Consider the following 24110-nt stretch of genomic DNA (forward strand, 5'->3'; position numbering starts at 1 on the left):
TCCGAAAGGGGTGACAGACACAGTGTGATCTATTATTTTTTTCTGATATATCCCCCAAATCCGATGGCATTTATAAGCAGAATCACGAAATGAATAACAAGCTCAACGCCATTTCCACCTTTCTGCGCGTCGCCGAAGCGGGCTCCTTTTCCGCTGCCGCCCGCCTGGCCGGGATCAAGCAGTCCGCCGTCAGCCAGCAGATCGCCGCCCTTGAGGAAGAGCTCGGTGTGGTATTGCTGCATCGTACAACGCGCAGGATGAAGCTCACCGCGCAGGGTGAGCGTTACCGGCGGGATATGCAGCTTGTGCTGGAGGCCATGCAGGAAGCAGAGCGACGCCTGAACCCGGTTGAGCATCAATATCAGGGGGCCGTACATGTGCAGTTGCCGAGCGGCCTGGGCCAGCTCGTGTTGCCGCGCCTGCTGACGCTACAGCGCATGAATCCTGAATTACATCTGCAGGTTTCGCTTGATGACCGCATCGCCGATCTGGTCACCGAAGGGGTGGATGTGGCGCTTCGGCTGAGCGCGGAGCCTCCGCAAACCCATGCCGCACGCGTACTGGCACGCATTGAAACGCCGCTCTTTGCCGCCCCGTCATTCCCGCCGGTAGAGTCCGTGTACGCGCTGGCGGCGCTTCCCCACGTGCGATTCAGCGGCATCCCGCTGGACGCTCCCTTACGCCTGGTTTCTGATGACGAAACGATTGATATTGCAGTGAATACCGTTTTCCGAGCCAATACCAGCGACGCCCTGTTACAGGCGCTGGAGGCAGGCATGGGTATTGGCGGTATGCAACTACCGCTCGCGGCACGGGCGTTGCAAACCGGCACGCTGGTGCAGGTACTCCCCGCGTGGCGGTTACCCGACCGCTTTCTCTATGCGGTTTATCCGGACGCTCGCTTTATTCCACACAGGGTCAGAAGCGTTGTGGGGGTTATAGAACAGCTACTGCCTGAAATAATTAAGAAAAATTAAACATTCCAGAATGCATACTCGCCAGCGCGCCTTGTTGAACTAAAAATTTTCGACTTTCAACGAGTTCCGGAAAATTCCCCTCCCGTCTCTTGATCGTTCTGGTTAATCATGAATACTGTATATAAACACAGTAATATGAGTTAACCATTATGCAGTTGATCTCTCCTTTGGGGCCTGATGCCACGTTATTGCTTCCGTTGTTTATGGAGCGGGTGCCCTGTGGCTTCCCCAGCCCTGCTCAGGATTATGTCGAGGATAGCCTTGATCTGAACAAGCTGGTGATCAAACACCCCAGCGCGACCTATTTTGTCAGGGTGAGCGGTGATTCGATGATCGGCGCAGGCATCAGCCATGGTGACCTGCTGGTGGTTGACCGTTCGTTAAACGCCGTTCATGGCGATATTGTGATTGCGGCGGTCGCGGGCGAATTTACCGTGAAGGAGCTGCAAACGCATCCGCGTCTTCAGCTCATCCCCCATAATCCTGACTACGCACCGGTCGTTTTTGCCGCAGAAGACGAGCTGGAGATCTTCGGCGTTGTGACGTTTACCCTGAAAGCTAACCGCCATGTTCGCGCTCGTTGACGTAAACAGTTTTTACACCTCCTGCGAGACGGCGTTTCGGCCCGACCTTAAGGGGAAACCCGTGGTGGTCGTTTCAAACAACGACGGCTGTATCATTTCACGTTCAGCAGAAGCAAAAGCATTGGGGATCGGCATGGCCGGTCCCTACTTCAAGCTGAAGGATGAGCTGAGACGCCAGAAGGTACACGTCTTTAGCTCCAATTATGCGCTGTATGCGGATATGAGCCGCCGGGTGATGACCATTCTCGAAGAGATGGCCCCGAGAGTGGAGATCTACTCGATTGATGAAGCCTTTCTGGATCTGACGGGCGTCAGCCAGTGTATGTCTCTGGAGGCGTTCGGTCAGGCTATCCGCCAGCGCCTGTACAAAGAGACCGGCCTGCTGGTCGGGGTCGGTATCGCGCCCACCAAAACCTTAGCCAAGCTGGCTAACCATGCCGCCAAAACCTGGAAGAAAACCAACGGTGTGGTGGATTTATCGAATATCGATCGTCAGCGTAAACTGCTGTCACTGGTACCGGTCAGCGAAGTGTGGGGCGTCGGGCGCAGGATCAGCAAAAAACTGAATCTGATGGGGATTGAGACTGCCCTGCATCTGGCGGAATGTTCAAGCTGGGTGATCCGTAAACACTTTAATGTCGTGCTGGAAAGAACCGCCCGCGAGTTACGCGGTGAACCGTGTCTGGCGCTGGAAGAGTTTTCGCCAACAAAGCAACAAATCATCTGCAGCCGCTCCTTCGGCAGCCGTATCACCCGGTATGACGATATGCACCAGGCGATCTGCGCCTATGGCGAACGCGCCGCCGAGAAGCTGCGCGAAGAGAAACAGTTTTGCTGCTATATCAGCGTCTTTATTCGCACCAGCCCGCATGCAGAGGACGAGGTTTTTTATGGTAACCAGGCCTCCGGCAAGCTGACGATCCCCACCAACGATACGCGGGATATTATCAGGGTAGCTATCGAGTCATTAAACCGAATCTGGAAAGAGGGACATCGCTATATGAAAGCGGGCGTCATGCTCAGTGACTTTTTCAGTCAGGGCGTGGCGCAGCTTAGCCTGTTCGATGAACACCCACCGCGGCCAGACAGTACAGCCCTGATGCAGGTTATCGACCGCCTTAACCGTTCAGGCCGGGGGTCTGTGTGGTTTGCGGGCCAGGGGGCGGTGAAATCCTGGGCGATGAAGCGGGATATGCTGTCGCCCTGCTACACCACGCGCTATTCCGATTTGCCGATCGTTAAATAACAAAGCCCGGATCCCTCCGGGCTCTGTTTATACGTGATTACACCAGCGCATTCAGCGTAGCCAGCGCGTCAGACGGTAACACCAGCTCCCCTGCCGCGAGGTTTTGCCGCAGATGCGCCACGGAAGAGGTTCCCGGGATCAGCAGAATGTTCGGAGAACGCTGCAGCAGCCAGGCCAGCGCAACCTGCATCGGTGTCGCCCCCAGGTCGTCCGCCACCGCCTGCAGCCCGGAAGATTGCAGCGGCGTAAAACCGCCCAGCGGGAAGAACGGCACATAAGCAATCCCCTGCTGCGCAAGCGAATCCACCAGCGCATCGTCACTACGGTTCACGATGTTGTACATGTTTTGCACACACACCACGGGCACCATCTTCTGCGCCTCGGCAACCTGCGTGGCGGTGACATTGCTCAGACCAATATGTCGCACCAGCCCTTGCTGCTGTAGCTCTGCCAGGGTGGACAGCGGTTCAGCGATCGAGCCTTCCGCCGGTCCGTGTGCGCTAAACATAATCCGCAGGTTCACCACGTCCAGCACATCCAGCTGCAGATTGCGCAGGTTGTCGTGTACCGCCTGGGTCAGCTCCTGGGCGGAAAAGGCCGGCAACCAGGCGCCTTTATCATCGCGTCGCGCACCGATTTTGGTGACGAGGGTAAGATCGTCCCGGTACGGATGCAGCGCCTCGCGGATCAGCTGGTTAGTCACATGCGGACCATAAAAATCGCTGGTATCGATATGATTCACGCCCGCCGCCACGGCTTCCCGGAGCACCTCCAGCGCGGCATTTTTGTCCTTCGGTGGCCCAAAAACGCCCGGCCCGGCCAGCTGCATTGCGCCGTAACCCAGCCGTTTAACCGTGCGTGTGCCCAGCGCGTATGTCCCGCTTTTATCGATGCTGCTCATGTTCACCTTCCTCATAAAAAAGATCCGGATTTACAACAGGTTCCCGACCAGAACCCATAGTTAAGCGCGAGTTAAATTAAAGTTTAAATTTTAGACGACGATAGTATTTGTGTACCCCTGCACTTTCTTACGGACGACCGCTATGCTGAAAAATCTGCACGTGATTACCGGTATTATCTTTGCTCTCACCATATTCTGCCTGCTACAAGTTGTCACGGGAGGGTTGTTCTACTCTGCCGTCAGCAACGATCGCCATAACTTCCAGAACTCCGGGGTGCTTAATGCCCAGCAGGAGAGCCTGAGCGACAGCGTTAACACCCTCATCAAAACGCGCGTTACCGTGACGCGCGTGGCCATCCGCTATCTGAAAAATCAGCGCGATCCGGCGTCCCTTGAGGCGATCAACAAACTGCTTGGCACCGCGGGTAACTCTCTGGCTAAAGCAGAAGCCTATAACAAACAGTGGCAGGCCCTGCCGCAGGTTAACGGCCAGAGTGCGGCGCTAACCGACGAGATGCTGAAATCCTGGAACCAGATGCACGAAGTGATGCGTCTGTCGATTGAGTATCTGCGTGCCGACAACTATCAGGCCTATGGCGATCTGGATGCGCAGCAGGCACAGGACGATATGGAAGCGGTCTATAACCGCTGGCGTGCTGAAAACAACACGCTGCTGAAAGCCGCGGCCGAAGAGAACCAGAGCAGCTTTACCCAGATGCAATGGACGCTGGCGGCTATATTCCTGGCCGTTATCGCCGTGCTGGTGGTGATCTGGCAGGGGTTACAGCACCTGCTGTTAAAACCGCTGCAAACCATTATGAACCATATTCGTACCATTGCGGCGGGCGACCTGACGCAGGATATTACCCTCTCTGGCCGCAATGAGATGGGCCAGCTGGCGGCCGGTCTGCATGAGATGCAGCAATCTCTGGTCACCACGGTCAGCGCCGTACGCGGCAGTACCGACTCCATCTACACCGGCGCAGGCGAAATTGCCGCCGGGAGCAACGATCTTTCCGCCCGTACGGAAGAACAGGCCGCCTCGCTGGAAGAGACCGCGGCCAGCATGGAAGAGCTGACCGCCACGGTGAAACAGAACTCCGACAACGCCCGTCAGGCGACCCTGCTGGCGAAGAACGCGTCTGAGACCGCGGCGCGCGGCGGTCATGTGGTGGATAACGTTGTCCGCACGATGACGGAAATTGCCGACAGTTCGCAGCAAATTGCCCACATCACCGGCGTGATTGACAGCATTGCCTTCCAGACCAACATTCTGGCGCTGAATGCCGCGGTAGAAGCCGCACGCGCCGGGGAACAGGGCCGTGGCTTTGCGGTGGTTGCCGGGGAAGTACGTACCCTGGCGAGCCGCAGCGCGCAGGCGGCAAAAGAGATCAAGGGCCTTATCGAGAACTCTGTCAGCCGCGTGAATACCGGCTCTGAGCAGGTCAGCGAAGCCGGTGCAACGATGAAGGAAATTGTGGCGGCGGTCACCCGCGTGACCGATATCATGGGCGAGATTTCATCTGCGTCCGATGAGCAGAGTCGCGGTATTGAACAGGTGAGCCTGGCCGTTTCGCAGATGGACAGCGTCACCCAGCAAAACGCCGCGCTGGTGCAGCAGTCCGCCACGGCGGCAGCGGCGCTGGAAGATCAGTCCGAACAGCTGCGCCAGGCGGTGGCGGCATTTCGTCTGAACGGTAAACAACAGGCCACGGCGCCCCGTACAACGCATGTGAAAACACCACAGCTGTTGCGCCCGGCCACGGCAGGCACCGCCACCGACAGCAACTGGGAAACCTTCTGAGTTCAGCGCGGGCGAGCACCTCGCCCGCGCTAATCCCGTTAACGGCTGCGCTTGGCGTGCCGTTCCCAGTTCTCCTGTTTCGCGTCGTTGGATTTTCGCAGTGAAACATAACAGGCCCCGCTGCCGCCGTGATGCGGCAGCGCCACGCAGAAGGCCTGTACTTCCTCAAACTCTGTTAACCAGCGCGCCAGATAGCTACGTATCACGTTAGGATGAGCATTCTGTTCGCGCCCTTTTCCATGAATGATAATCAGATTGCGTAATCCGTCGCGTCCGGCCTGGCGAATAAAGGCGTACAGCATCTGGCGGCAACGCTCGGCGGGCTGACGTAACAGGTTCAGGCTGGCCTCGCGGGAGTATTTCCCCGAGCGCAGCTTATCCATTACGCCCTGTTGTATCCCTTCACGCTGAAATGCCAGCGGCTCATCCAGGGGCAGAAGTTCCAGAAAGCCCAGGGTGAGGAAGTTATCCAGTTGCTCGGTATCAATCTCCTGGCGCGCCCGCGTGTTGCGGCTCGGCTGCCAGTGAATATCTGCGCAGCGCTTCAGGGGCTGGACATCCTCCATGGCGTCAAGAAACAGTGATTTGTCGTCAGGGTTCATGGAAATCCTCCGGCTACATCTGAGCCTGTACTATACCTTCGCGGGGGGTGTGCCTCAACAGCCGTTCCCCCGGGCAGGGTGGCGCTGAAAGCAAGCTGATGAATATCAATCGACAGCCGGGGAAAAATTAAACACCACTTAACGCAAACTTCAGCGTAAATAAAACACGCAATTTGGCTTAAACATCCATAAAATCAAACACTCAACCGCCTTTCATTTTGAGAGAAAGCTGTTATAACTTAATTAACCTGCCTCATGGATATAACATCCAGGATATGCGAAGGGATGCACTGCTGTGTGTACTGAAGGGTCTGTCTGATGTCGGACAGGCCCTGTTTTTTATGGATGATGTTTCACGCAGAGACGATTGCCCGCGCCTCGCGTCTGAATTGCGTAATTAACGACTCCGTAAGCGGGGTCTGGCGCGAATCCCGACGCTGAATTAAATAATACGTCGCTTTTGGAAGTGATTCGACAACCGGCAGCATAACCAGACGCCCCGCCAACAGGGGGTCACAACCCAGCTCCTGCGGCAATATGCTTAAAAAATCGCTTTGTGCGACAAGGCTGATACACGACGAAAATGTTTCGCAGACCACGCCAATGCGGGGTATTTGCGAGCGATGGCTAAATACATCCTCTAACTGCTTATAATAACTTCCCCGGGGCGTTGGCATGGTCCAGTTATAATGCAGCAGATCGTTAATGGAGGTTGCTCCCGTCGCCGGATGTCCCTCCCGGCAAAATACGGCAAACGGTTTTTCTAATAGCTTTTCAAACGTAAATTCATGATCGTAAGGCCCCTGATAATAGGTATTGATGGTGAAGTCCAGTTCGCCCTGGCGTAATTCATTGATCATCGATACCAGCTGCCCTTCCATAATTCGCACCTTAACCTGCGGATGCTGCGCATGAAAGCGGGTGATAACCGCAGGCATAAGGCTTCGCGAAATACTCGCCCCCATCCCGATATTGATCTGCCCGGCCAGCTCGCCCTGCCGCTGGCGAATGTCATCCTGCGCCGCGCGCAGCTCTTCCAGAATCAGCCTGGCGCGCTGATAGAAGCCTTCGCCACACTCGGTTAACGCCACGCCTTTGCTTCGGCGCACAAAGAGCTGCGCCGCCATGCCCTCTTCCAGCTCTTTGATCGATTTGGTCAACGCCGGTTGCGAAAGATTCAGCGTCCTGCTGGCGCCGCGAATGCTGCCCTGACGCGCCACTTCAACGAACGCCCGAATTTGATGAAATTTAATCTGAAATGACATAGCCCGACCGATAACCGTTGTTTATCAGAGTAAAGAAACTGTCATCTACTTTAATGGAAAGGGATGTGCGAGGGTAATTCCTGAACGGTTAAAACTGTGAAAAATCGGTTAGTGATAAGTAAAAACTATCACAGCGTGAAGCAGTTCACATATTTTAATGATGACAGGAACAGATATGGACTCACTGGCACAGTACATCCAAACCTTAGCCCCGCAACTGAGCGCATGGCGTCGCGATTTTCACCATTTTGCCGAATCCGGCTGGGTGGAATTTCGGACTGCCGCGAAGGTCGCGGAGATCCTGGATAGCCTGGGTTATGACCTGGCGATGGGCCGCGACGTGGTGGATGCCGAAAGCCGTATGGGGTTGCCGGATAACGCCACCCTGACGCGAGAATTTGCCCGCGCCCGTGCGCAGGGCGCGCCCGAAAAATGGCTCGCGCCGTTTGAAGGCGGCTTCACCGGCCTGGTTGCCACGCTTAACACCGGCCGTCCCGGCCCGACGCTGGCGTTTCGCGTGGACATGGACGCTCTCGACCTGAGCGAAGCGCTCGACGACAGCCACCGCCCGTTCCGCGACGGCTTTGCCTCCTGCAATCCGGGCATGATGCACGCCTGCGCGCACGACGGCCATACCACGATTGGCCTTGGGCTGGCGCACGTGCTCATGCACAACAAAGCGCAGCTGAACGGCACCATCAGGCTGATCTTCCAGCCTGCCGAAGAAGGCACTCGCGGCGCACGCGCCATGGTGGCCGCCGGGGCACTGGACGGGGTGGACTATTTCACCGCCATTCACATTGGTACCGGGGTGCCTGCCGGGACGGTGATCTGCGGCAGCGATAACTTTATGGCGACAACCAAGTTTGACGCGACGTTTACCGGCGTTGCCGCACACGCAGGCGGTAAACCGGAAGAAGGCCGTAACGCCCTGCTCGCCGCCGCCCAGGCCGCGCTCGCGCTGCACAGCATTGCGCCACACAGCGAAGGGGCTTCCCGGGTGAATGTGGGAGTGATGCAGGCCGGCAGCGGACGCAACGTGGTACCCGCCCATGCCCTGCTTAAGGTCGAAACCCGCGGCGAGAGCGAGGCGATCAATCAGTATGTGTTCGAACGTGCGCAATCCGTCATTACCGGTGCCGCCGCGCTGTACGGCGTGACGGCTGAGATGCGCCTGATGGGGGCTGCCACCGCCAGCGCTCCGACACCTGCCTGGGTGGATTATCTGCGCCAGCAGGCAAGCCAGGTGCCCGGTGTGGAACAGGCCATTGATAAGGTTAAAGCCCCGGCCGGTTCTGAAGACGCCACGCTGATGATGGCCCGGGTGCAAGAAAACGGTGGCATGGCCTCCTACATGGTATTTGGCACCGATTTGAGCGCCGGACATCACAATGAAAAATTCGACTTTGATGAGCGCGTCATGACCGTCGCTATCGAAACGCTGGCGCGCACTGCGCTGAATTTCCCCTGGACGCGAGGTGTGTAATGCAGGAGAACTACGCTTTTATTGCCGATGCAATCGACACGCGATGTCAGACGTTCACCGACATTGCCGACGAAATCTGGGATCACCCGGAAACCCGCTTTGAAGAGTTCTGGTCCGCAGAGCGGCTGGCCAGCGCGCTGGAAGCGGAAGGCTTCACCCTGACCCGTGAGGCCGGCGGCATTCCGAATGCCTTTATCGCCAGCTTCGGTAGCGGTAAACCGGTGATTGCCCTGCTCGGCGAATATGACGCGCTGGCCGGATTAAGCCAGCAGGCACACTGCGCGACGGCACACGCCACCACGCCCGGTGCTAACGGCCATGGCTGCGGGCATAACCTGCTCGGCACCGCGGCGTTTGCAGGTGCCGTTGCGGTGAAAAGCTGGCTGGAGCAGCACGGCGGGAGTGGAACCGTGCGTTTTTACGGTTGTCCCGGCGAAGAAGGCGGTTCCGGTAAAACGTTTATGGTCCGTGAGGGCTTGTTTGACGACGTTGACGCCGCGGTCACCTGGCACCCGGAAGCGTTTGCCGGCATGTTTAACGTCAGTACGCTGGCCAATATCCAGGCCGCCTGGCGCTTTAAGGGCGTGGCGGCGCATGCGGCAAACTCGCCGCATCTGGGGCGCAGCGCGCTGGATGCGGTGACGCTGATGACCACCGGCACCAACTTCCTCAACGAACATATCATCGAGAAAGCACGCGTCCATTACGCCATAACCGATACCGGCGGCATCTCCCCCAACGTGGTGCAGGCGCAGGCCGAAGTGCTGTACCTGATCCGCGCCCCGGAGATGGCCGACGCGCAGCAAATCTACGCGCGCATTGAGAAGATCGCTCAGGGTGCGGCGTTGATGACCGAAACTACCGTCGAGTGTCGCTTTGATAAAGCCTGCTCCAGCTACCTGCCAAACCGCACGCTCGAAGCGGCGATGTATCGCGCCCTGCAACATTACGGCACGCCAGCCTGGACGGAGGAGGAACGCGCCTTTGCCCGGGAGATCCGCGCCACCCTGACGGCAAACGATCTGCAAAACAGCCTCAGAAACATTGCTGCAACCGGGGGGAACGAAGGTAAAGCCTTTGCCCGCCGCCACCAGGAGACCCTGCTGGTGGACGAGGTCGCGCCTTACGCCATCACCGATAACGTGCTGGCAGGCTCCACGGACGTGGGTGACGTTAGCTGGAAAATGCCCGTCGCCCAGTGTTTCAGCCCCTGCTTTACCGTCGGCACGCCGCTGCACACCTGGCAACTGGTGGCTCAGGGGCGAACGTCCATTGCCCATAAAGGCATGCTGCTGGCCGGGAAAGTGATGGGTGCCACCGCGCTACATCTGCTGCAGGACGCAGACCTGCTGAAAAAATGTCGTGAAGAGTTCGAACAACAAATACAAGAAAAACCGTACGTGTGTCCGATCCCTGCGGGCGTGACACCGTCACCTTTAAAATAAAAAACACAATACAACACAACAACACAACAGTCCCGAGGAACGCCCATGAGTATGTCATCCATACCTTCGCATTCCCCATCCGGTAAGCTCTATGGCTGGGTTGAAAGGATCGGCAATAAAGTGCCACACCCTTTCCTGCTTTTTATCTGGTTGATCGTGGTTTTGATGGTGGCGACAGCCGTGCTGTCCGCCTTAGGGGTGAGCGTGCGCAGCCCGGCCGATGGCAGCATGGTAAGCGTAAAGAACCTGCTGAGCATTGAAGGGTTGCACTGGTTTTTACCGAATGTGATTAAAAACTTCAGCGGTTTTGCGCCGCTGGGCGCCATTCTGGCGCTGGTGCTGGGGGCCGGACTGGCTGAGCGCGTTGGCCTGCTCTCCGCGCTGATGGTGAAAATGGCTTCTCACGTCAGCGCACGCTACGCCAGCTATATGGTGCTGTTTATCGCGTTTTTCAGCCACATCTCTTCTGATGCCTGCTGGTAATCATGCCGCCGATGGGGGCGCTGATCTTCCTTGCCGTCGGGCGTCACCCCGTGGCGGGTCTGTTGTCGGCAATTGCCGGTGTGGGATGCGGTTTCACTGCCAATCTGCTGATCGTCACCACCGATGTCCTGCTTTCGGGGATTAGCACCGAGGCGGCGAAAACAATCGATGCGGCCATGCACGTCAGCGTGATCGACAACTGGTACTTTATGGCCAGTTCGGTCATCGTCCTGACGCTTGTTGGCGGGCTGATTACCGATAAGATCATCGAGCCGCGGTTAGGGAAATGGGAAGGCCGTAGTGACGAAAAGCTGGAAACGCTGAGCAAAGAGCAACGCTTTGGCCTGCGTATCGCCGGGATAGTCTCGCTGGTATTTATCGCGATGGTGGCGCTGATGGTGGTGCCGGAGAACGGTATCCTGCGCGACCCGGTGAAACATACCGTCCTGCCCTCGCCGTTTATACAGGGCATTGTGCCGCTGATCATCCTGTTTTTCTTTGTCGTCTCGCTCGCGTATGGCATCGCCACTGGCAAAATCCGCCGCCAGGCCGATCTGCCGCAGCTGATGATTGAGCCGATGAAGGAGATGGCGGGCTTTATCGTGATGGTCTTCCCGCTGGCCCAGTTCGTCGCCATGTTTAACTGGAGCAACATGGGCAAATTTATGGCCGTTGGCCTGACCGATGCGCTGGAAGCCGCCGGGTTAAGCGGCGTCCCGGCGTTTGTGGGTCTGGCGCTGCTGTCGTCACTGCTGTGCATGTTTATCGCCAGCGGATCCGCCATCTGGTCGATTCTGGCCCCCATTTTCGTGCCGATGTTTATGATGCTGGGCTTCCATCCGGCCTTTGCGCAGATCCTGTTCCGTATCGCCGACTCCTCGGTGATCCCGCTGGCGCCGGTTTCGCCATTCGTACCGCTGTTTTTGGGCTTCCTGCAGCGCTATAAACCGGAGGCGAAGCTGGGTACCTACTATTCGCTGGTTTTACCCTATCCGCTTATCTTTTTAGGGGTATGGCTGGTGATGCTGGTGGCATGGTATCTTGTCGGCCTGCCGATAGGACCGGGTATCTACCCGAGGCTGAATTAAAGGAAAGAGGATGCTGAGATTACTCGAAGATAAAATTGCAACGCCGCTTGGGCCGCTGTGGGTTATCGCCGACGAGCAGTTCCATCTGCGTGCCGTGGAATGGGAAGAGCACAGCGATCGCATGGAAGAGCTGCTCAACATCCATTACCGCGCCCAGGGTTTTGAGCGTATCAGTGCCACCAATCCAGGTGGGCTGAGCGACAAGCTGGCGGCGTACTTCGAGGGCGATCTCAGCATCATCAATGACCTGCCAACCGCCACGGCCGGTACGCCATTCCAGCGTGAAGTCTGGCAGGCGCTACGCGATATTCCGTGTGGTCAGGTTATGCACTACGGCCAGCTCGCAGAACAGTTAGGCCGCGCGGGCGCGGCGCGGGCGGTGGGTGCCGCGAACGGTTCTAACCCCGTCAGTATCGTGGTGCCCTGCCATCGTGTGATCGGCCGCAACGGCACCATGACCGGCTATGCCGGCGGTGTGCAGCGCAAGGAGTGGTTACTGCGTCACGAAGGGTATCTTTTGCTGTAGTTCCCAGGCTTTTTGTGCTTAATTTTCTACCGGTTAGGCTAAAAATCCATAATCAAGCTGTGGAATTTCAAGAAGATGGCAACACGTTGCCGTCTCTTGTCCTTATTGATGGTTTGCCAGGCTTACGTACTTACCAAAAAGATGTTAAAATTGACCAATATCAATTAAGGCTTGAGCAAACCTATGATCCCAGAAAAGCGAATTATACGACGCATTCAGTCTGGCGGTTGTGCTATCCATTGCCAGGATTGCAGCATCAGCCAGCTCTGTATCCCGTTTACCCTGAATGAGCATGAGCTTGACCAGCTTGATAACATCATCGAGCGCAAAAAGCCTATTCAGAAAGGGCAGACGCTGTTTAAAGCGGGAGACGAACTGAAATCGCTCTATGCTATCCGTTCTGGCACCATCAAAAGCTATACCATCACCGAACAGGGTGATGAGCAGATCACCGGCTTCCATCTGGCAGGCGATCTGGTCGGCTTTGACGCCATCGGTACTGGCCATCACCCGAGCTTTGCGCAGGCGCTGGAAACCTCAATGGTCTGCGAAATCCCGTTTGAAACGCTGGACGATCTGTCAGGCAAAATGCCAAACCTGCGTCAGCAGATGATGCGTCTGATGAGCGGTGAGATCAAAGGCGATCAGGACATGATCCTGCTGCTGTCCAAAAAGAATGCGGAAGAGCGCCTGGCTGCATTTATCTATAACCTCTCCCGCCGTTTCGCCGAACGTGGTTTCTCTCCACGTGAGTTCCGTCTCACCATGACCCGTGGCGATATTGGTAACTACCTGGGCCTGACAGTGGAAACCATCAGCCGTCTGCTGGGCCGTTTCCAGAAAAGCGGCATGCTGGCCGTTAAAGGTAAATACATCACCATCGAAAACGGTGAAGCGCTGGCTGTTCTTGCCGGCCACGCCCGCAACGTGGCATAAACCCCACGAATGATTGATGCCAGGCCGATAAATTTTTATGATTTATTGGTCTGGCAGGTAAGCACACCACTTCCCGCCCCTGCGACAGACATCCCCCCGCTCCTGAAAGGTTCTCGTTGAGGTTAAATTGAGAGAAAGTTTATTTTTCGTTTCAGTTGTTATTGCCTCCGTGACCTTCCTCTTCATCTGGATCATGCTTGTCGGCCCAATGAAGGGAGAGGAAAAAACCTACGTTCAGGACTCCACCACGTTTGCCATCGTGGTGATGGTGCTGTTGTTGATTGCGTTTATCGCGGTGACAACGACGGTGCTATTCTTCTGAGATATTTTCATGAATTATTGATCTGGCAAAACCTTACCTCTGTTTCATTCAGGATATATAGGTTACTCTTTTAATTACAGACTGTGGTGACAGTAGTAAGGAGACCTGTATGGCAAAGTATCAAAACATGCTGGTAGCTATCGATCCTAATCAGGACGATCAGCCGGCATTACGACGTGCTGTGTATTTACATCAACGGATTGGTGGCAAAATCAAAGCGTTTTTGCCGATCTATGACTTCTCGTATGAGATGACCACCCTTCTGTCGCCTGACGAGCGTACCGCTATGCGTCAGGGAGTGATCAGCCAACGTACCGCGTGGATCCGCGAACAGGCGAAGTACTACCTGGAAGCGGGTGTGCCTATCGATATTAAAGTGGTCTGGCATAACCGCCCCTTTGAAGCGATTATCCAGGAGGTGGTCGCCGGTGGGCACGATCTGCTGCTGAAAATGGCGCACCAGCACGACAAGCTGGAATCCGTGATCTTCACGCCGACAGACTGGCACTTGCTGCGTAAATGCCCGTGCCCGGTCTGGATGGTGAAAGATCAGCCGTGGCCTGAAGGCGGCAAAGCCGTCGTGGCAGTAAACCTGGCAAGCGAAGAGGATTATCACAATTCGCTGAACGAAAAGCTGGTCAAAGAGACGCTGCTGCTTGCCGAGCAGGTTAACCACACCGAAGTGCATCTGGTCGGCGCTTACCCGGTTACCCCTATCAATATTGCCATCGAACTGCCTGAATTTGACCCGAGCGTATATAACGACGCGATCCGCGGACAGCACCTGCTGGCCATGAAAGCGTTGCGCCAGAAGTTCAGCATTGATGAGAACATGACGCATGTCGAGAAAGGGTTGCCTGAAGAGGTGATCCCGGATTTAGCCGAACATCTGCAGGCAGGGATTGTGGTGCTGGGCACCATCGGACGGACCGGTATTTCTGCCGCGTTCCTGGGCAATACCGCAGAACAGGTGATTGACCATCTGCGCTGCGACCTGCTGGTCATTAAGCCGGATGAGTACCAGACACCGGTTGAACTGGATGACCCGGAAGACGATTAACGTCAGTCTATTCGCCCGCCTCCCCGGCGGGCTTTTCTTATCAGCTCTCGATCGCTGTCTGTGTCTCTTCAGTTGATCGATCCTGCATCCACGGTGCGTGCAACACCATGCTGGGCAGCGCCAGCTTAATCTCCTGGGCGTTCAGCCCTTCGAGAATACGGATATTGATCTCCTGCTGGATATCCATGTATTTGTTGTAATCCGCCGTATTGACAATATGAACCACTTCAAACGTCAGGCGGTCACGGTCAAACCCGAGGAAATGGGCGCGATCGAACTTTGTCTCACCCACATCGGTGATGATCTGCCTGACCATATCCCCCACATAGCGCAGCTTTTCAGGCGGCGTGTCGCTGGCGACGCCAAACGTGAAGACGATGCGACGGGTCTGCATACGTTTATAGTTGTGGAGCGTCTGCTGAAGCAAAATGGCGTTACCGCAAACGATCTGCTCCCCGCTCAGGCTACGAATACGGGTCGTTTTTAAGCCTATGTGTTCCACCGTTCCCGCCACGTCGTTGAACACCACGAAATCACCAATTTCAAACGGTTTATCAAAGCCGATAGAAAGCGAAGCGAAGACGTCGCTCAGAATGGTTTGTACGGCGAGGGCGATAGCAATACCCCCTACCCCCAGGCTTGCCACCAGCGCGGTGATGTTGACGCCAGCGTTAGCGAGAATCGACAGCAGCATCACAGACCAGACGATAGCGCGAAGGATAAGACCGGTGATCACCAGGGTAACCGGATTTTTATGACTGCCGGGGGCCAGCATAACGTGTCGCAGCCACGACACCACGCCCTGATCCAGCCAGAGCGCCACCTGTATCGCGAAGACAAGGAACCAGGCGTGGCTTACGGTGCTAAAGAGCCGGTCGGGTAAATCAACAAAACGCAGGCTGATGAGCAGCGCCACGACAAAAAGCAGGAAGCGACTGGTGCGGTTAAGCATATCGGTCAGGATAAAACGCATCCTGTTTGTGGTTGGGTGCTTATCTCCCCAGGTTGTGATCCCTCTCTTAACGAATGCGATCAGGCGCGTCAGAAGCCAGTAGACCAGCAGCGTTACAACGATAACCGTGGCGACGCTTACCCAGAATGTCGGCGTCATCATCAGCTCCAGGATGTCGAAGCGGGACAAAAATTGCATTTCACCTCCTCGTAGTACACAAAGGGTAAAGTATAGACAGAGGAGAAACGCTGACCGCAGAAATAAGAAAACCGCCCCGAAGAGCGGTTTTTGAGGAGAACGCGAATTACAGTGCTTTCAGGATCGCATCCACGCTGGCTTTGGCATCGCCAAACAGCATGTGGGTGTTCTCTTTGAAGAACAGCGGGTTCTGAACGCCAGCGTAGCCGGTGTTCATGGAACGTTTGAAGACAATCACGTTCTGCGCCTTCCACACTTCCAGAACCGGCATCCCGGCGATTGGGCTGCGTGGATCGTCCTGCGCCGCCGGGTTAACGGTGTCGTTGGCGCCAATGACCAGCACGGTATCGGTGTCGGCGAAATCATCGTTGATCTCGTCCATCTCCAGCACGATGTCGTAAGGCACTTTCGCTTCTGCCAGCAGCACGTTCATGTGGCCTGGCAGACGCCCCGCTACCGGGTGGATGCCAAAGCGCACCTTAATGCCGCGCGCGCGCAGCTTCTCGGTGATTTCAGCGACCGGATACTGCGCCTGCGCCACCGCCATGCCATAGCCTGGGGTGATGATGACCGAGTGCGAGTTTTTCAGCATCTCTGCCGTATCTTCTGCGCTGATCTCACGGTGCTCGCCCACTTCTTCGTCAGAACCGGTCGAGGAGCCGTCAGAGCCAAAACCACCGGCGATAACGCTGATGAATGAGCGGTTCATCGCCTTACACATGATGTAGGACAGGATCGCACCGGAAGAGCCCACCAGCGCACCGGTGACAATCAACAGGTCGTTGCTCAGCATAAAGCCAGCCGCTGCCGCCGCCCAACCGGAGTAGGAGTTCAGCATCGACACCACAACCGGCATATCTGCCCCACCGATGGAGGCCACCAGGTGCCAGCCGAACGCCAGCGCAATGATGGTCATCACCAGTAACGCCAGCACCTGCAGACCTACGCTTTCGGTACGCACAAAGACCACCAGCAGCACAAAGGAGACCACCAGCGCCGCCAGATTCAGCTTATGACGATTTGGCAGCATCAGCGGTTTGGAGGAGATCTTACCGCGCAGCTTACCGAACGCCACAATCGAGCCGGTGAAGGTTACTGCACCGATGAAGATGCCCAGGAATACTTCGGTCAGATGAATGTTGATCAGAATCGGCTCCATGCCCGGTTCGTGGTACAGATAGCTGTTGAAGCCCACCAGCACCGCCGCCAGACCGACGAAGCTGTGCAGGATCGCCACCAGCTCCGGCATTTCGGTCATTTCAACGCGTTTTGCCAGACGAATACCGATCGCCCCGCCGATGATCATCGCCACCAGGATCCAGGCAACGTTGCCGGTATCGGGTCCGAAAATAGTGGCAATCAGCGCAATCGCCATCCCGGCGATACCAAAGTTATTACCCTGCTGAGACGTTTCGTGTTTGGAAAGTCCCGCCAGACTGAAAATAAACAGGATTGCAGCAACAATGTATGCGGCTGTCACTAATCCTCCAGACATATGCTACCCCTTAGCCTTTACGAAACATTTTCAGCATGCGCTGAGTCACGGTGAAACCACCGAAAATATTGATACTGGCGATCAGCACCGCGATAAAGCTCAGGAAGCTAATCCAGCCGCCGTGACCAATCTGCAGTAACGCCCCGACCACGATGATCCCGGAGATGGCGTTAGTGACCGACATCAATGGCGTGTGTAGTGCATGGGAGACATTCCAGACCACGTAGTAACCCACCACGCAGGATAGCGCGAAGACGGTAAAGTGGCCGAGGAACTCTTTTGGCGCGACATCGGCCAGCCAGCCAAACAGAATAATCGCCAGCGCCATGAGCGCGTATTTACGCCACGGAGATGCCGGTTTAGCAGGCTCTGTGGGTTCTGGCGCCGCTTTCGGTGCAGCCTGAGGCTGGGCGGAAACCTGAATCGGTGGCGCAGGCCAGGTGATTTCGCCTTCACGCACCACGGTCACGCCGCGTACAACCACATCGTCAAAATCAACGGTGATGTTGCCGTCTTTCTCTTTGCAGAGCAGTTTCAGCAGGTTAACGAGGTTAGTACCGTACAGCTGGGACGACTGCGTGGGCAGACGGCCAGGCAGATCCGTATAACCAATCACCTTCACGCCGTTGGCGGTCGTGGATACCTGGTTCGGCACGGTATATTCACAGTTGCCGCCGTTTTGCGCGGCCAGGTCGACAATCACGCTGCCCGGCTTCATGGTGTCCACCATCTCACGGGTGATCAGCTTCGGTGCCGGTTTACCCGGGATCAGCGCGGTGGTGACAATAATGTCCACCTCTTTTGCCTGCGCGGCAAAGAGTTCCATTTCCGCTTTGATAAAGGCTTCGGACATCACCTTCGCATAACCATCACCGCTGCCCGCTTCTTCCTTGAAGTCCAGCTCAAGGAACTCGGCGCCCATACTCTGCACCTGCTCCTTCACTTCCGGGCGGGTGTCAAAGGCGCGGACGATAGCGCCCAGGCTGTTTGCCGCACCGATAGCCGCCAGGCCTGCCACACCGGCACCAATCACCATCACTTTTGCCGGAGGCACTTTGCCTGCCGCCGTGATCTGACCGGTGAAGAAACGGCCGAATTCGTGGGCGGCTTCGACGATTGCACGGTAACCGGCGATGTTCGCCATTGAACTCAGGGCATCCAGAGACTGCGCGCGCGAAATACGCGGCACGGAGTCCATCGCCATTACCGTCACGCCACGTGCCGCCAGCTTCTCCATCAGCTCTGGGTTTTGGGCAGGCCAGATAAAACTCACCAGCGTGGTGCCCGGGTTCAGCAGCTCAATCTCGCTCTCTTGCGGCGCATTCACCTTCAGAATAACGGGTGATTGCCAGACTTCAGCACCGTCCACCACGTCCGCACCAGCCTGAATAAAGGCCTCGTCATCGAAACTCGCCAGTTTGCCCGCGCCGCTTTCAATGGCGACGGTAAAACCCAGTTTAAGCAGTTGCTCCACCGTTTTTGGTGTCGCCGCTACGCGGGTTTCATTGGCAAACCGTTCTTTTGGTACCCCAATACGCATAGTTTTCCCTTCCATCGGTTTTTGATGATGGTTTATCGATAAATGCCCGCAGTTGCATCAAATTTCGCCATCCAGAGAGCGGCGGCAAATGAGTAACCCCGGAAAATAAAACAGTAACAAACTTTCTATAACCTACTGAAAATAGCGCCTGCGATCTACCGCCTGAAAACACTATTTCTTACATTATCTGTGAAAAATAAGCGATCGACCTCGCTGACAGAGATATTTACCTTAAATTCATCCTCAGAACCGATAAATCGCGCAAGCGAAGCGGTAAAAACATGATATAGCGCCATATGAGATCAACTTATTAACATTAAATTAACTTGTAAAAGTCATATGCTTTATCACTTTTGCTTGTCAAACGCCTGTTTTTTCAACATATCACTAAATGTTATCGAATCAGATCCTTCGGTGAGCACAGGCTGTGAAAAATGGCGCAGACAGCAACAGGTTTTAAATGCCATAATCGGGACCGTCTCAAATTAACAACAATACCAGTACATGGTTTGCGCAAGGCGAAGGATTATTTTTATGAAGCTTAAGAACACACTCCTGGCGTCCGCACTTCTTTCCGCGACCGCCCTGTCTGCGAATGCCGCGACAGAGTTAACGCCGGAGCAAGCGGCAGCGTTAAAACCTTTTGACCATACGGTCATTGTGGGTCGTTACAACTCTATTGGCGATGCCGTTACCGCCGCATCAAAAGCCGCTGATAAAAACGGCGCAGCGTCGTTTTACGTGCTTGACCAGTCCGATCAAGGCAATAGCGGCAACCAGCGCGTGACCATTGCGCTGTACAAAGAGAATGCGCCAAAAGCTGACGCGCCGAAAAACCGCGTGATCAACGGCGTCGTTGAACTGCCTAAAGATCAGGCGATTGAGCTGGAACCGTATGACACCGTTACCGTTCAGGGCTTCTACCGCAGCCAGCCAGAAGTGAACGATGCCATCACCAAAGCCGCGAAACAGAAAGGGGCTTACTCGTTCTACATCGTGCGTCAGGTAGATGCTAACCAGGGTGGCAACCAGCGTATTACCGCGTTCATCTATAAAGAAGATGCGAAAAAACGCGTTCTGCAAAGCCCGGATGCCATCCCTGCTGATTCAGAAGCCGGTCGCGCGGCGTTAGCGAAAGGCGGCGAAGAAGCGAAGAAAGTCGAAATTCCAGGCGTAGCAACCTCCGCAGCGCCAAGCGCTGAAGTGGGCCGTTTCTTTGAGACGCAATCCACGAAAGGTGGCCGTTACTCCGTTACCCTGCCAGACGGCACCAAAGTTGAAGAGCTGAACAACGCCACGGCTGCGCAGATGGTGCCGTTCGACAGCATCAAGTTTACCGGCAACTACGGCAATATGACGGAAGTCTCTTATCAGGTCGCGAAGCGTGCGGCGAAGAAAGGGGCGAAGTACTACCACATCACCCGCCAGTGGCAGGAGCGTGGTAACAACATGACCATCAGCGCCGATCTGTACAAGTAACAAAACCCTTCATTAAAGGCGGCTCAATGCCGCCTTTTTTTGTTACTTTTTTTGAATTTCTGCTACACATCATTGCATGCGTTCGTGACACTCCGTAAAATCCCGCGCCTTAGTGTGATCCACCATTTTTATGCGCCTGTGCGAAATAATTATTCTGGATTTGGACCTTTCATAACAGGAAGCCAATGGAAAAGAAACTTGGCCTGAGTGCTTTAACTGCACTCGTTTTAAGCTCAATGCTGGGTGCGGGGGTATTCAGTTTACCGCAGAATATGGCGGCCGTCGCAAGCCCTGCCGCACTGCTGATTGGCTGGGGGATTACCGGCGTTGGCATTTTGCTGCTGGCCTTCGCCATGCTGCTGCTGACCCGTATTCGTCCCGATCTCGATGGCGGTATTTTCACCTACGCGCGGGCCGGTTTTGGGGAACTGATTGGCTTCTGTTCCGCGTGGGGTTACTGGCTATGTGCGGTGATCGCTAACGTCTCCTATCTGGTTATTGTCTTCTCGGCGCTCAGTTTCTTTACCGATACGCCCGAGCTGCGTCTCTTTGGTGACGGCAACACCTGGCAGTCGATTGTCGGGGCGTCGGTGCTGCTGTGGGTCGTACACTGGCTCATTTTGCGCGGCGTCCAGACAGCGGCAAGCATTAACCTGGTGGCGACGCTGGCCAAACTGGTTCCGCTCGGGCTGTTTATTGTGCTGGCGTTTATGGCATTCCGTCTGGATGTATTTAAACTCGATTTCACTGGCCTTGCGCTGGGCGTCCCCGTCTGGGAGCAGGTGAAAAACACCATGCTGATCACCCTGTGGGTTTTCATTGGTGTTGAAGGTGCGGTGGTGGTCTCTGCCCGCGCGCGCAACAAGCGCGACGTCGGACGCGCCACGCTGCTGGCGGTGCTGGCGGCCCTCGGTGTCTATCTGCTGGTGACACTGCTGTCGCTGGGTGTGGTGGCTCGTCCTGAACTGGCCGAAATGCGTAACCCATCCATGGCCGGTCTGATGGTGAAAATGCTCGGTAGCTGGGGCGATGTGGTCATTGCCGCGGGGCTGATTATCTCCGTCTGCGGGGCTTACCTGAGCTGGACCATCATGGCGGCCGAAGTGCCTTTCCTGGCTGCCACGCACAAAGCGTTTCCGCGTCTGTTTGCCCGTCAGAATAAAAACAGTGCGCCGTCAGCGTCACTCTGGCTGACGAATATCAGCGTTCAGGTCTGCCTGGTGCTGATCTGGCTCACAGGTTCGGACTATAACACCCTGCTGACCATCGCCTCGGAGATGATTCTGGTACCCTATTTCTTAGTGGGTGCGTATCTGTTAAAAATCGCCACTCGCCCGGCGCATTATGCGGTAGGGATCGGCGCCTGTATTTACGGTTTGTGGTTGTTGTATGCTTCCGGGCCTATGCACCTGCTGCTGTCGGTGGTGTTGTATGCGCCGGGCCTGCTGGTGTTTATCTATGCCCGCCGTACTCATCAGCTGGAGAACGCGCTTAAACGCCGCGAAATGGCCCTCATCGGGCTGTTACTGGTTGCTGCCGTACCGGCAACCTGGATGTTAATGGGATAACCCTGCGTTTCCCATTGTTGAACTGAAAAGGAGAATACGATGGGAACTGCGCAGCATCGCCCAATACTGATCACCGGTGGAGGCCGTCGTATCGGCCTCGCCCTCGCCCATCACTTTCTCAACCTTCGCCACCCGGTCATTGTCAGTTACCGCACGGAATACCCCTCGATAGACGGGCTACGAAAAGCAGGTGCAACCTGTATTCAGGCTGATTTCTCCACCGACGACGGCATACTTGCCTTTGCGGATAAGGTCAAATCAACGACCCACGGTCTGCGGGCGATTATCCATAACGCCAGCGCATGGCTTGCAGAAAAACCCGGTACGTCGCTCAGCGAAACGCTCGCCTGTATGCTGCAGATCCACGTCAATGCCCCCTATTTGCTTAACCATGCCCTGCAGGATCTGCTGCGCGGCCACGGCCATGCCGCGGGTGACATTATTCATTTCACCGATTATGTGGTGGAGCGCGGGAGCGACAAACACATCGCTTATGCGGCGAGTAAAGCCGCACTGGATAACATGACGCGTTCATTTGCCCGCAAGCTGGCACCAGAGGTCAAGGTGAACGCCATCGCCCCGGCGATGATTTTATTCAATGAGGGCGATGATGCCGAGTATCGTCAGCAGGCGCTGAATAAATCCCTGATGAAAATCGCCCCTGGCGAGAAAGAGGTGATCGACCTTATCGATTATCTGCTCACCAGCTGTTACGTCACCGGCAGAACCTTTGCCGTGGACGGCGGGCGACCGCTGCGCTAGTGATAGCGGCTCCAGAAGAAAATCAGCACCCAGGCGCTGAGCCCCCAGCAGACCACCGCCCCGCCCAGCGCCAGGGGAAGCCGCAGAAAGCCCGTGAAATACCACAAGGACAACAGGTAGAGAAAGTAAGGGATGATTGACCACATGCCAAACACAATGGTGGTGCGCAGCGCCTCAGTGCCGCGTTCCGAGGCGACAATGTAGTGTGCAATGAGCGCAAACGTCGGGAAGAGCGGAATCAGCCCGGCAATGTAGTAATTTTTTGTTTTTGCCAGTACGCCAATCAATAACACCACCAGCGCGCCCAGCGCGGCTTTTATCGCCAGCCCCATGCTTTTTCCTATAACAATCAAGTAACAATAAGAGCCAGAATAACGGAACTGACGTTAATTTTGAAAGATTAATGGAAGGTTAAGGTTACGCGGTGTATGTTGGCATTTTTCGCGATAACAGACGTTGTATGAATAAGATTGTTTATGTAGAAGATGAGCCCGAAGTGGGGCAATTGATCGCCGCTTATCTGGGTAAACATGATATGGACGTTATTGTTGAGCCACGTGGCGATCGCGCCGAAGAGGTCGTGGTGCGTGAAAACCCGGATCTGGTGCTGCTGGATATCATGTTGCCCGGCAAAGACGGGATGACGCTGTGCCGCGACCTGCGCGCTCAGTGGGATGGCCCTATCGTACTGCTGACCTCACTGGACAGCGACATGAACCATATTCTGTCGCTGGAGATGGGGGCCAATGACTACATTCTTAAAACCACGCCGCCTGCCGTTCTGCTCGCCCGTCTGCGCCTGCATTTGCGCCAGCATGCCAGCAGTGAACGCGAGGTGCCGGCGCAGTCCCTGATGCCGCATAAAGCGATGCGGTTTGGCACGTTATCCATCGATCCGGTTAACCGCCAGGTCCTGCTTTCCGGTGAGCTTATCGCGCTCTCTACCGCCGATTTTGACCTGCTCTGGGAGCTGGCCACCCATGCGGGGCAGATTATGGACCGTGACGCGTTGCTGAAAAACCTGCGCGGCGTAAGTTACGATGGAATGGATCGCAGTGTTGACGTGGCTATTTCGCGACTGCGTAAGAAACTGCAGGACAACGCCACCGAGCCGTACCGCATCAAAACCGTGCGTAACAAGGGTTATCTGTTCGCCCCGCACGCCTGGGAAACCTGATCGCGTTAGCAAAATAGCATAGCCTGCGCGAAATGAAGGCATTACATGACAATGCCCTTTCTTTCGCGCGTTAATTTGCCCGTTGGCGCAACAATTAACTTGCTAAGCCAGCGAACTAATCCATAATTACTTTTCCTGCATTCCTTCTTGAGCTCGCACCGGGCCCGCCACATAAACGTTTTTATCGCGACGCTTTCGCTACCTCTCTCCCATA

General features: G+C 55.7%; 21 protein-coding genes and 1 pseudogene. 15 read left to right on the top strand and 7 right to left on the bottom strand.

Features of this window, described 5'->3' with window-relative positions; translation table 11 throughout:
- The first annotated feature begins 89 nt into the window (after nt 1–89).
- From APU11_RS18855 to umuC, 3 genes are all read left to right on the top strand, one after another.
- Nucleotides 90–977 (top strand): LysR family transcriptional regulator, encoded by an 888-nt coding sequence (locus tag APU11_RS18855; protein WP_038980423.1) that lies wholly within the window; start codon nt 90–92, stop codon nt 975–977.
- A gap of 149 nt (nt 978–1126) precedes the next feature.
- On the top strand, nt 1127–1561 hold the full coding sequence (gene umuD / locus APU11_RS18860; protein WP_029882790.1) for a translesion error-prone DNA polymerase V autoproteolytic subunit: 435 nt from the start codon (nt 1127–1129) through the stop codon (nt 1559–1561).
- The gene (umuC, locus tag APU11_RS18865; protein WP_058651531.1) at nt 1545–2807 is read left to right on the top strand and encodes a translesion error-prone DNA polymerase V subunit UmuC; all 1263 of its coding nucleotides are present in this window, start codon (nt 1545–1547) and stop codon (nt 2805–2807) included. The genes umuD and umuC overlap by 17 nt, the downstream gene beginning before the upstream one ends.
- A 37-nt stretch (nt 2808–2844) precedes the next feature.
- Here umuC and APU11_RS18870 read toward each other — a convergent pair whose 3' ends face one another.
- Nucleotides 2845–3708: an aldo/keto reductase family oxidoreductase gene (locus APU11_RS18870; protein ID WP_058651530.1), complete on the bottom strand. Its 864-nt coding sequence runs from the start codon at nt 3706–3708 to the stop codon at nt 2845–2847.
- A 142-nt stretch (nt 3709–3850) separates the two neighbouring features.
- Here APU11_RS18870 and APU11_RS18875 point away from each other — a divergent pair, with 142 nt between their 5' ends.
- Entirely contained in the window at nt 3851–5512 is a 1662-nt protein-coding gene (locus APU11_RS18875; RefSeq protein ID WP_013096858.1) for a methyl-accepting chemotaxis protein, read from the top strand.
- 38 nt (nt 5513–5550) lie between these two features.
- On the opposite strand, the gene smrA is transcribed toward APU11_RS18875, so the two are convergent.
- Nucleotides 5551–6114 carry a DNA endonuclease SmrA gene (gene smrA / locus APU11_RS18880; protein ID WP_013096859.1) on the bottom strand — a complete coding sequence of 188 codons (564 nt, stop codon included), beginning with the start codon at nt 6112–6114 and terminating at the stop codon, nt 5551–5553.
- Between the two features lie 353 nt (nt 6115–6467).
- On the bottom strand, nt 6468–7379 hold the full coding sequence (locus APU11_RS18885) for a LysR family transcriptional regulator (protein WP_020688268.1): 912 nt from the start codon (nt 7377–7379) through the stop codon (nt 6468–6470).
- A 175-nt stretch (nt 7380–7554) separates the two neighbouring features.
- On the opposite strand from APU11_RS18885, the gene APU11_RS18890 reads away from it, so the two are divergent.
- The 7 genes and pseudogenes from APU11_RS18890 (at nt 7555) to uspE (ending at nt 14725) form a co-directional block, all read left to right on the top strand.
- Nucleotides 7555–8865, top strand: a complete 1311-nt coding sequence (locus APU11_RS18890) for a M20 family metallo-hydrolase (RefSeq protein ID WP_013096861.1) — start codon at nt 7555–7557, stop codon at nt 8863–8865.
- Entirely contained in the window at nt 8865–10310 is a 1446-nt protein-coding gene (locus tag APU11_RS18895) for a M20 family metallopeptidase (protein WP_058651529.1), read from the top strand. The genes APU11_RS18890 and APU11_RS18895 overlap by 1 nt, the downstream gene beginning before the upstream one ends.
- 45 nt (nt 10311–10355) lie before the next feature.
- Nucleotides 10356–11881: pseudogene (abgT, locus tag APU11_RS18900) on the top strand (p-aminobenzoyl-glutamate transporter).
- Nucleotides 11882–11891: 10 nt separating this feature from the next.
- Nucleotides 11892–12407 (top strand): methylated-DNA--[protein]-cysteine S-methyltransferase, encoded by a 516-nt coding sequence (gene ogt / locus APU11_RS18905; protein ID WP_013096864.1) that lies wholly within the window; start codon nt 11892–11894, stop codon nt 12405–12407.
- 183 nt (nt 12408–12590) lie between these two features.
- The gene (fnr, locus tag APU11_RS18910; RefSeq protein WP_006174991.1) at nt 12591–13343 is read left to right on the top strand and encodes a fumarate/nitrate reduction transcriptional regulator Fnr; all 753 of its coding nucleotides are present in this window, start codon (nt 12591–12593) and stop codon (nt 13341–13343) included.
- Nucleotides 13344–13470: 127 nt separating this feature from the next.
- Complete coding sequence (locus tag APU11_RS18915) at nt 13471–13665, top strand: hypothetical protein (RefSeq protein WP_013096865.1); 195 nt, start codon at nt 13471–13473, stop codon at nt 13663–13665.
- A 109-nt stretch (nt 13666–13774) separates the two neighbouring features.
- Nucleotides 13775–14725, top strand: coding sequence for a universal stress protein UspE (gene uspE / locus APU11_RS18920; protein WP_013096866.1), 951 nt, complete (start codon nt 13775–13777; stop codon nt 14723–14725).
- Nucleotides 14726–14765: 40 nt separating this feature from the next.
- On the opposite strand, the gene APU11_RS18925 is transcribed toward uspE, so the two are convergent.
- The 3 genes from APU11_RS18925 to pntA all read right to left on the bottom strand — a co-directional run bounded on the left by APU11_RS18925 (nt 14766) and on the right by pntA (nt 18910).
- A complete protein-coding gene (locus APU11_RS18925; protein WP_013096867.1) occupies nt 14766–15875 on the bottom strand; it encodes a mechanosensitive ion channel family protein in 1110 nt (369 codons plus the stop codon).
- Between the two features lie 106 nt (nt 15876–15981).
- Complete coding sequence (gene pntB / locus APU11_RS18930; RefSeq protein ID WP_040023063.1) at nt 15982–17370, bottom strand: Re/Si-specific NAD(P)(+) transhydrogenase subunit beta; 1389 nt, start codon at nt 17368–17370, stop codon at nt 15982–15984.
- Between the two features lie 10 nt (nt 17371–17380).
- Nucleotides 17381–18910, bottom strand: coding sequence for a Re/Si-specific NAD(P)(+) transhydrogenase subunit alpha (gene pntA / locus APU11_RS18935; RefSeq protein ID WP_020688274.1), 1530 nt, complete (start codon nt 18908–18910; stop codon nt 17381–17383).
- Nucleotides 18911–19444: 534 nt separating this feature from the next.
- Here pntA and ydgH point away from each other — a divergent pair.
- From ydgH to folM, 3 genes are all read left to right on the top strand, one after another.
- Entirely contained in the window at nt 19445–20389 is a 945-nt protein-coding gene (gene ydgH / locus APU11_RS18940; RefSeq protein ID WP_038980415.1) for a DUF1471 family protein YdgH, read from the top strand.
- A gap of 185 nt (nt 20390–20574) precedes the next feature.
- Complete coding sequence (locus APU11_RS18945; RefSeq protein ID WP_013096871.1) at nt 20575–21957, top strand: amino acid permease; 1383 nt, start codon at nt 20575–20577, stop codon at nt 21955–21957.
- 39 nt (nt 21958–21996) lie between these two features.
- Nucleotides 21997–22719: a dihydromonapterin reductase gene (gene folM / locus APU11_RS18950; RefSeq protein ID WP_013096872.1), complete on the top strand. Its 723-nt coding sequence runs from the start codon at nt 21997–21999 to the stop codon at nt 22717–22719.
- On the opposite strand, the gene APU11_RS18955 is transcribed toward folM, so the two are convergent.
- Nucleotides 22716–23051: a GlpM family protein gene (locus APU11_RS18955; protein ID WP_013096873.1), complete on the bottom strand. Its 336-nt coding sequence runs from the start codon at nt 23049–23051 to the stop codon at nt 22716–22718. The genes folM and APU11_RS18955 overlap by 4 nt on opposite strands.
- A gap of 128 nt (nt 23052–23179) precedes the next feature.
- Here APU11_RS18955 and rstA point away from each other — a divergent pair, with 128 nt between their 5' ends.
- Nucleotides 23180–23896 (top strand): two-component system response regulator RstA, encoded by a 717-nt coding sequence (gene rstA / locus APU11_RS18960; protein WP_013096874.1) that lies wholly within the window; start codon nt 23180–23182, stop codon nt 23894–23896.
- The last annotated feature ends 214 nt before the right edge of the window (nt 23897–24110 follow it).

This window comes from Enterobacter sp. 50793107 (assembly GCF_001463365.1).
Taxonomy (GTDB): domain Bacteria; phylum Pseudomonadota; class Gammaproteobacteria; order Enterobacterales; family Enterobacteriaceae; genus Enterobacter; species Enterobacter cloacae.

Excerpts from the sequence above, each read along its gene's own strand:
- APU11_RS18945 (WP_013096871.1), top strand. The coding sequence starts at position 20,575 with ATGGAAAAGAAACTTGGCCTGAGTGCTTTAACTGCACTCGTTTTAAGC.
- pntA (WP_020688274.1), bottom strand. The coding sequence starts at position 18,910 with ATGCGTATTGGGGTACCAAAAGAACGGTTTGCCAATGAAACCCGCGTA.
- folM (WP_013096872.1), top strand. The coding sequence starts at position 21,997 with ATGGGAACTGCGCAGCATCGCCCAATACTGATCACCGGTGGAGGCCGT.
- uspE (WP_013096866.1), top strand. The coding sequence starts at position 13,775 with ATGGCAAAGTATCAAAACATGCTGGTAGCTATCGATCCTAATCAGGAC.
- ogt (WP_013096864.1), top strand. The coding sequence starts at position 11,892 with ATGCTGAGATTACTCGAAGATAAAATTGCAACGCCGCTTGGGCCGCTG.
- fnr (WP_006174991.1), top strand. The coding sequence starts at position 12,591 with ATGATCCCAGAAAAGCGAATTATACGACGCATTCAGTCTGGCGGTTGT.
- APU11_RS18890 (WP_013096861.1), top strand. The coding sequence starts at position 7,555 with ATGGACTCACTGGCACAGTACATCCAAACCTTAGCCCCGCAACTGAGC.
- APU11_RS18895 (WP_058651529.1), top strand. The coding sequence starts at position 8,865 with ATGCAGGAGAACTACGCTTTTATTGCCGATGCAATCGACACGCGATGT.
- APU11_RS18955 (WP_013096873.1), bottom strand. The coding sequence starts at position 23,051 with ATGGGGCTGGCGATAAAAGCCGCGCTGGGCGCGCTGGTGGTGTTATTG.
- APU11_RS18885 (WP_020688268.1), bottom strand. The coding sequence starts at position 7,379 with ATGTCATTTCAGATTAAATTTCATCAAATTCGGGCGTTCGTTGAAGTG.
- APU11_RS18855 (WP_038980423.1), top strand. The coding sequence starts at position 90 with ATGAATAACAAGCTCAACGCCATTTCCACCTTTCTGCGCGTCGCCGAA.
- umuD (WP_029882790.1), top strand. The coding sequence starts at position 1,127 with ATGCAGTTGATCTCTCCTTTGGGGCCTGATGCCACGTTATTGCTTCCG.
- APU11_RS18870 (WP_058651530.1), bottom strand. The coding sequence starts at position 3,708 with ATGAGCAGCATCGATAAAAGCGGGACATACGCGCTGGGCACACGCACG.
- rstA (WP_013096874.1), top strand. The coding sequence starts at position 23,180 with ATGAATAAGATTGTTTATGTAGAAGATGAGCCCGAAGTGGGGCAATTG.
- APU11_RS18925 (WP_013096867.1), bottom strand. The coding sequence starts at position 15,875 with ATGCAATTTTTGTCCCGCTTCGACATCCTGGAGCTGATGATGACGCCG.
- ydgH (WP_038980415.1), top strand. The coding sequence starts at position 19,445 with ATGAAGCTTAAGAACACACTCCTGGCGTCCGCACTTCTTTCCGCGACC.
- APU11_RS18875 (WP_013096858.1), top strand. The coding sequence starts at position 3,851 with ATGCTGAAAAATCTGCACGTGATTACCGGTATTATCTTTGCTCTCACC.
- smrA (WP_013096859.1), bottom strand. The coding sequence starts at position 6,114 with ATGAACCCTGACGACAAATCACTGTTTCTTGACGCCATGGAGGATGTC.
- pntB (WP_040023063.1), bottom strand. The coding sequence starts at position 17,370 with ATGTCTGGAGGATTAGTGACAGCCGCATACATTGTTGCTGCAATCCTG.
- umuC (WP_058651531.1), top strand. The coding sequence starts at position 1,545 with ATGTTCGCGCTCGTTGACGTAAACAGTTTTTACACCTCCTGCGAGACG.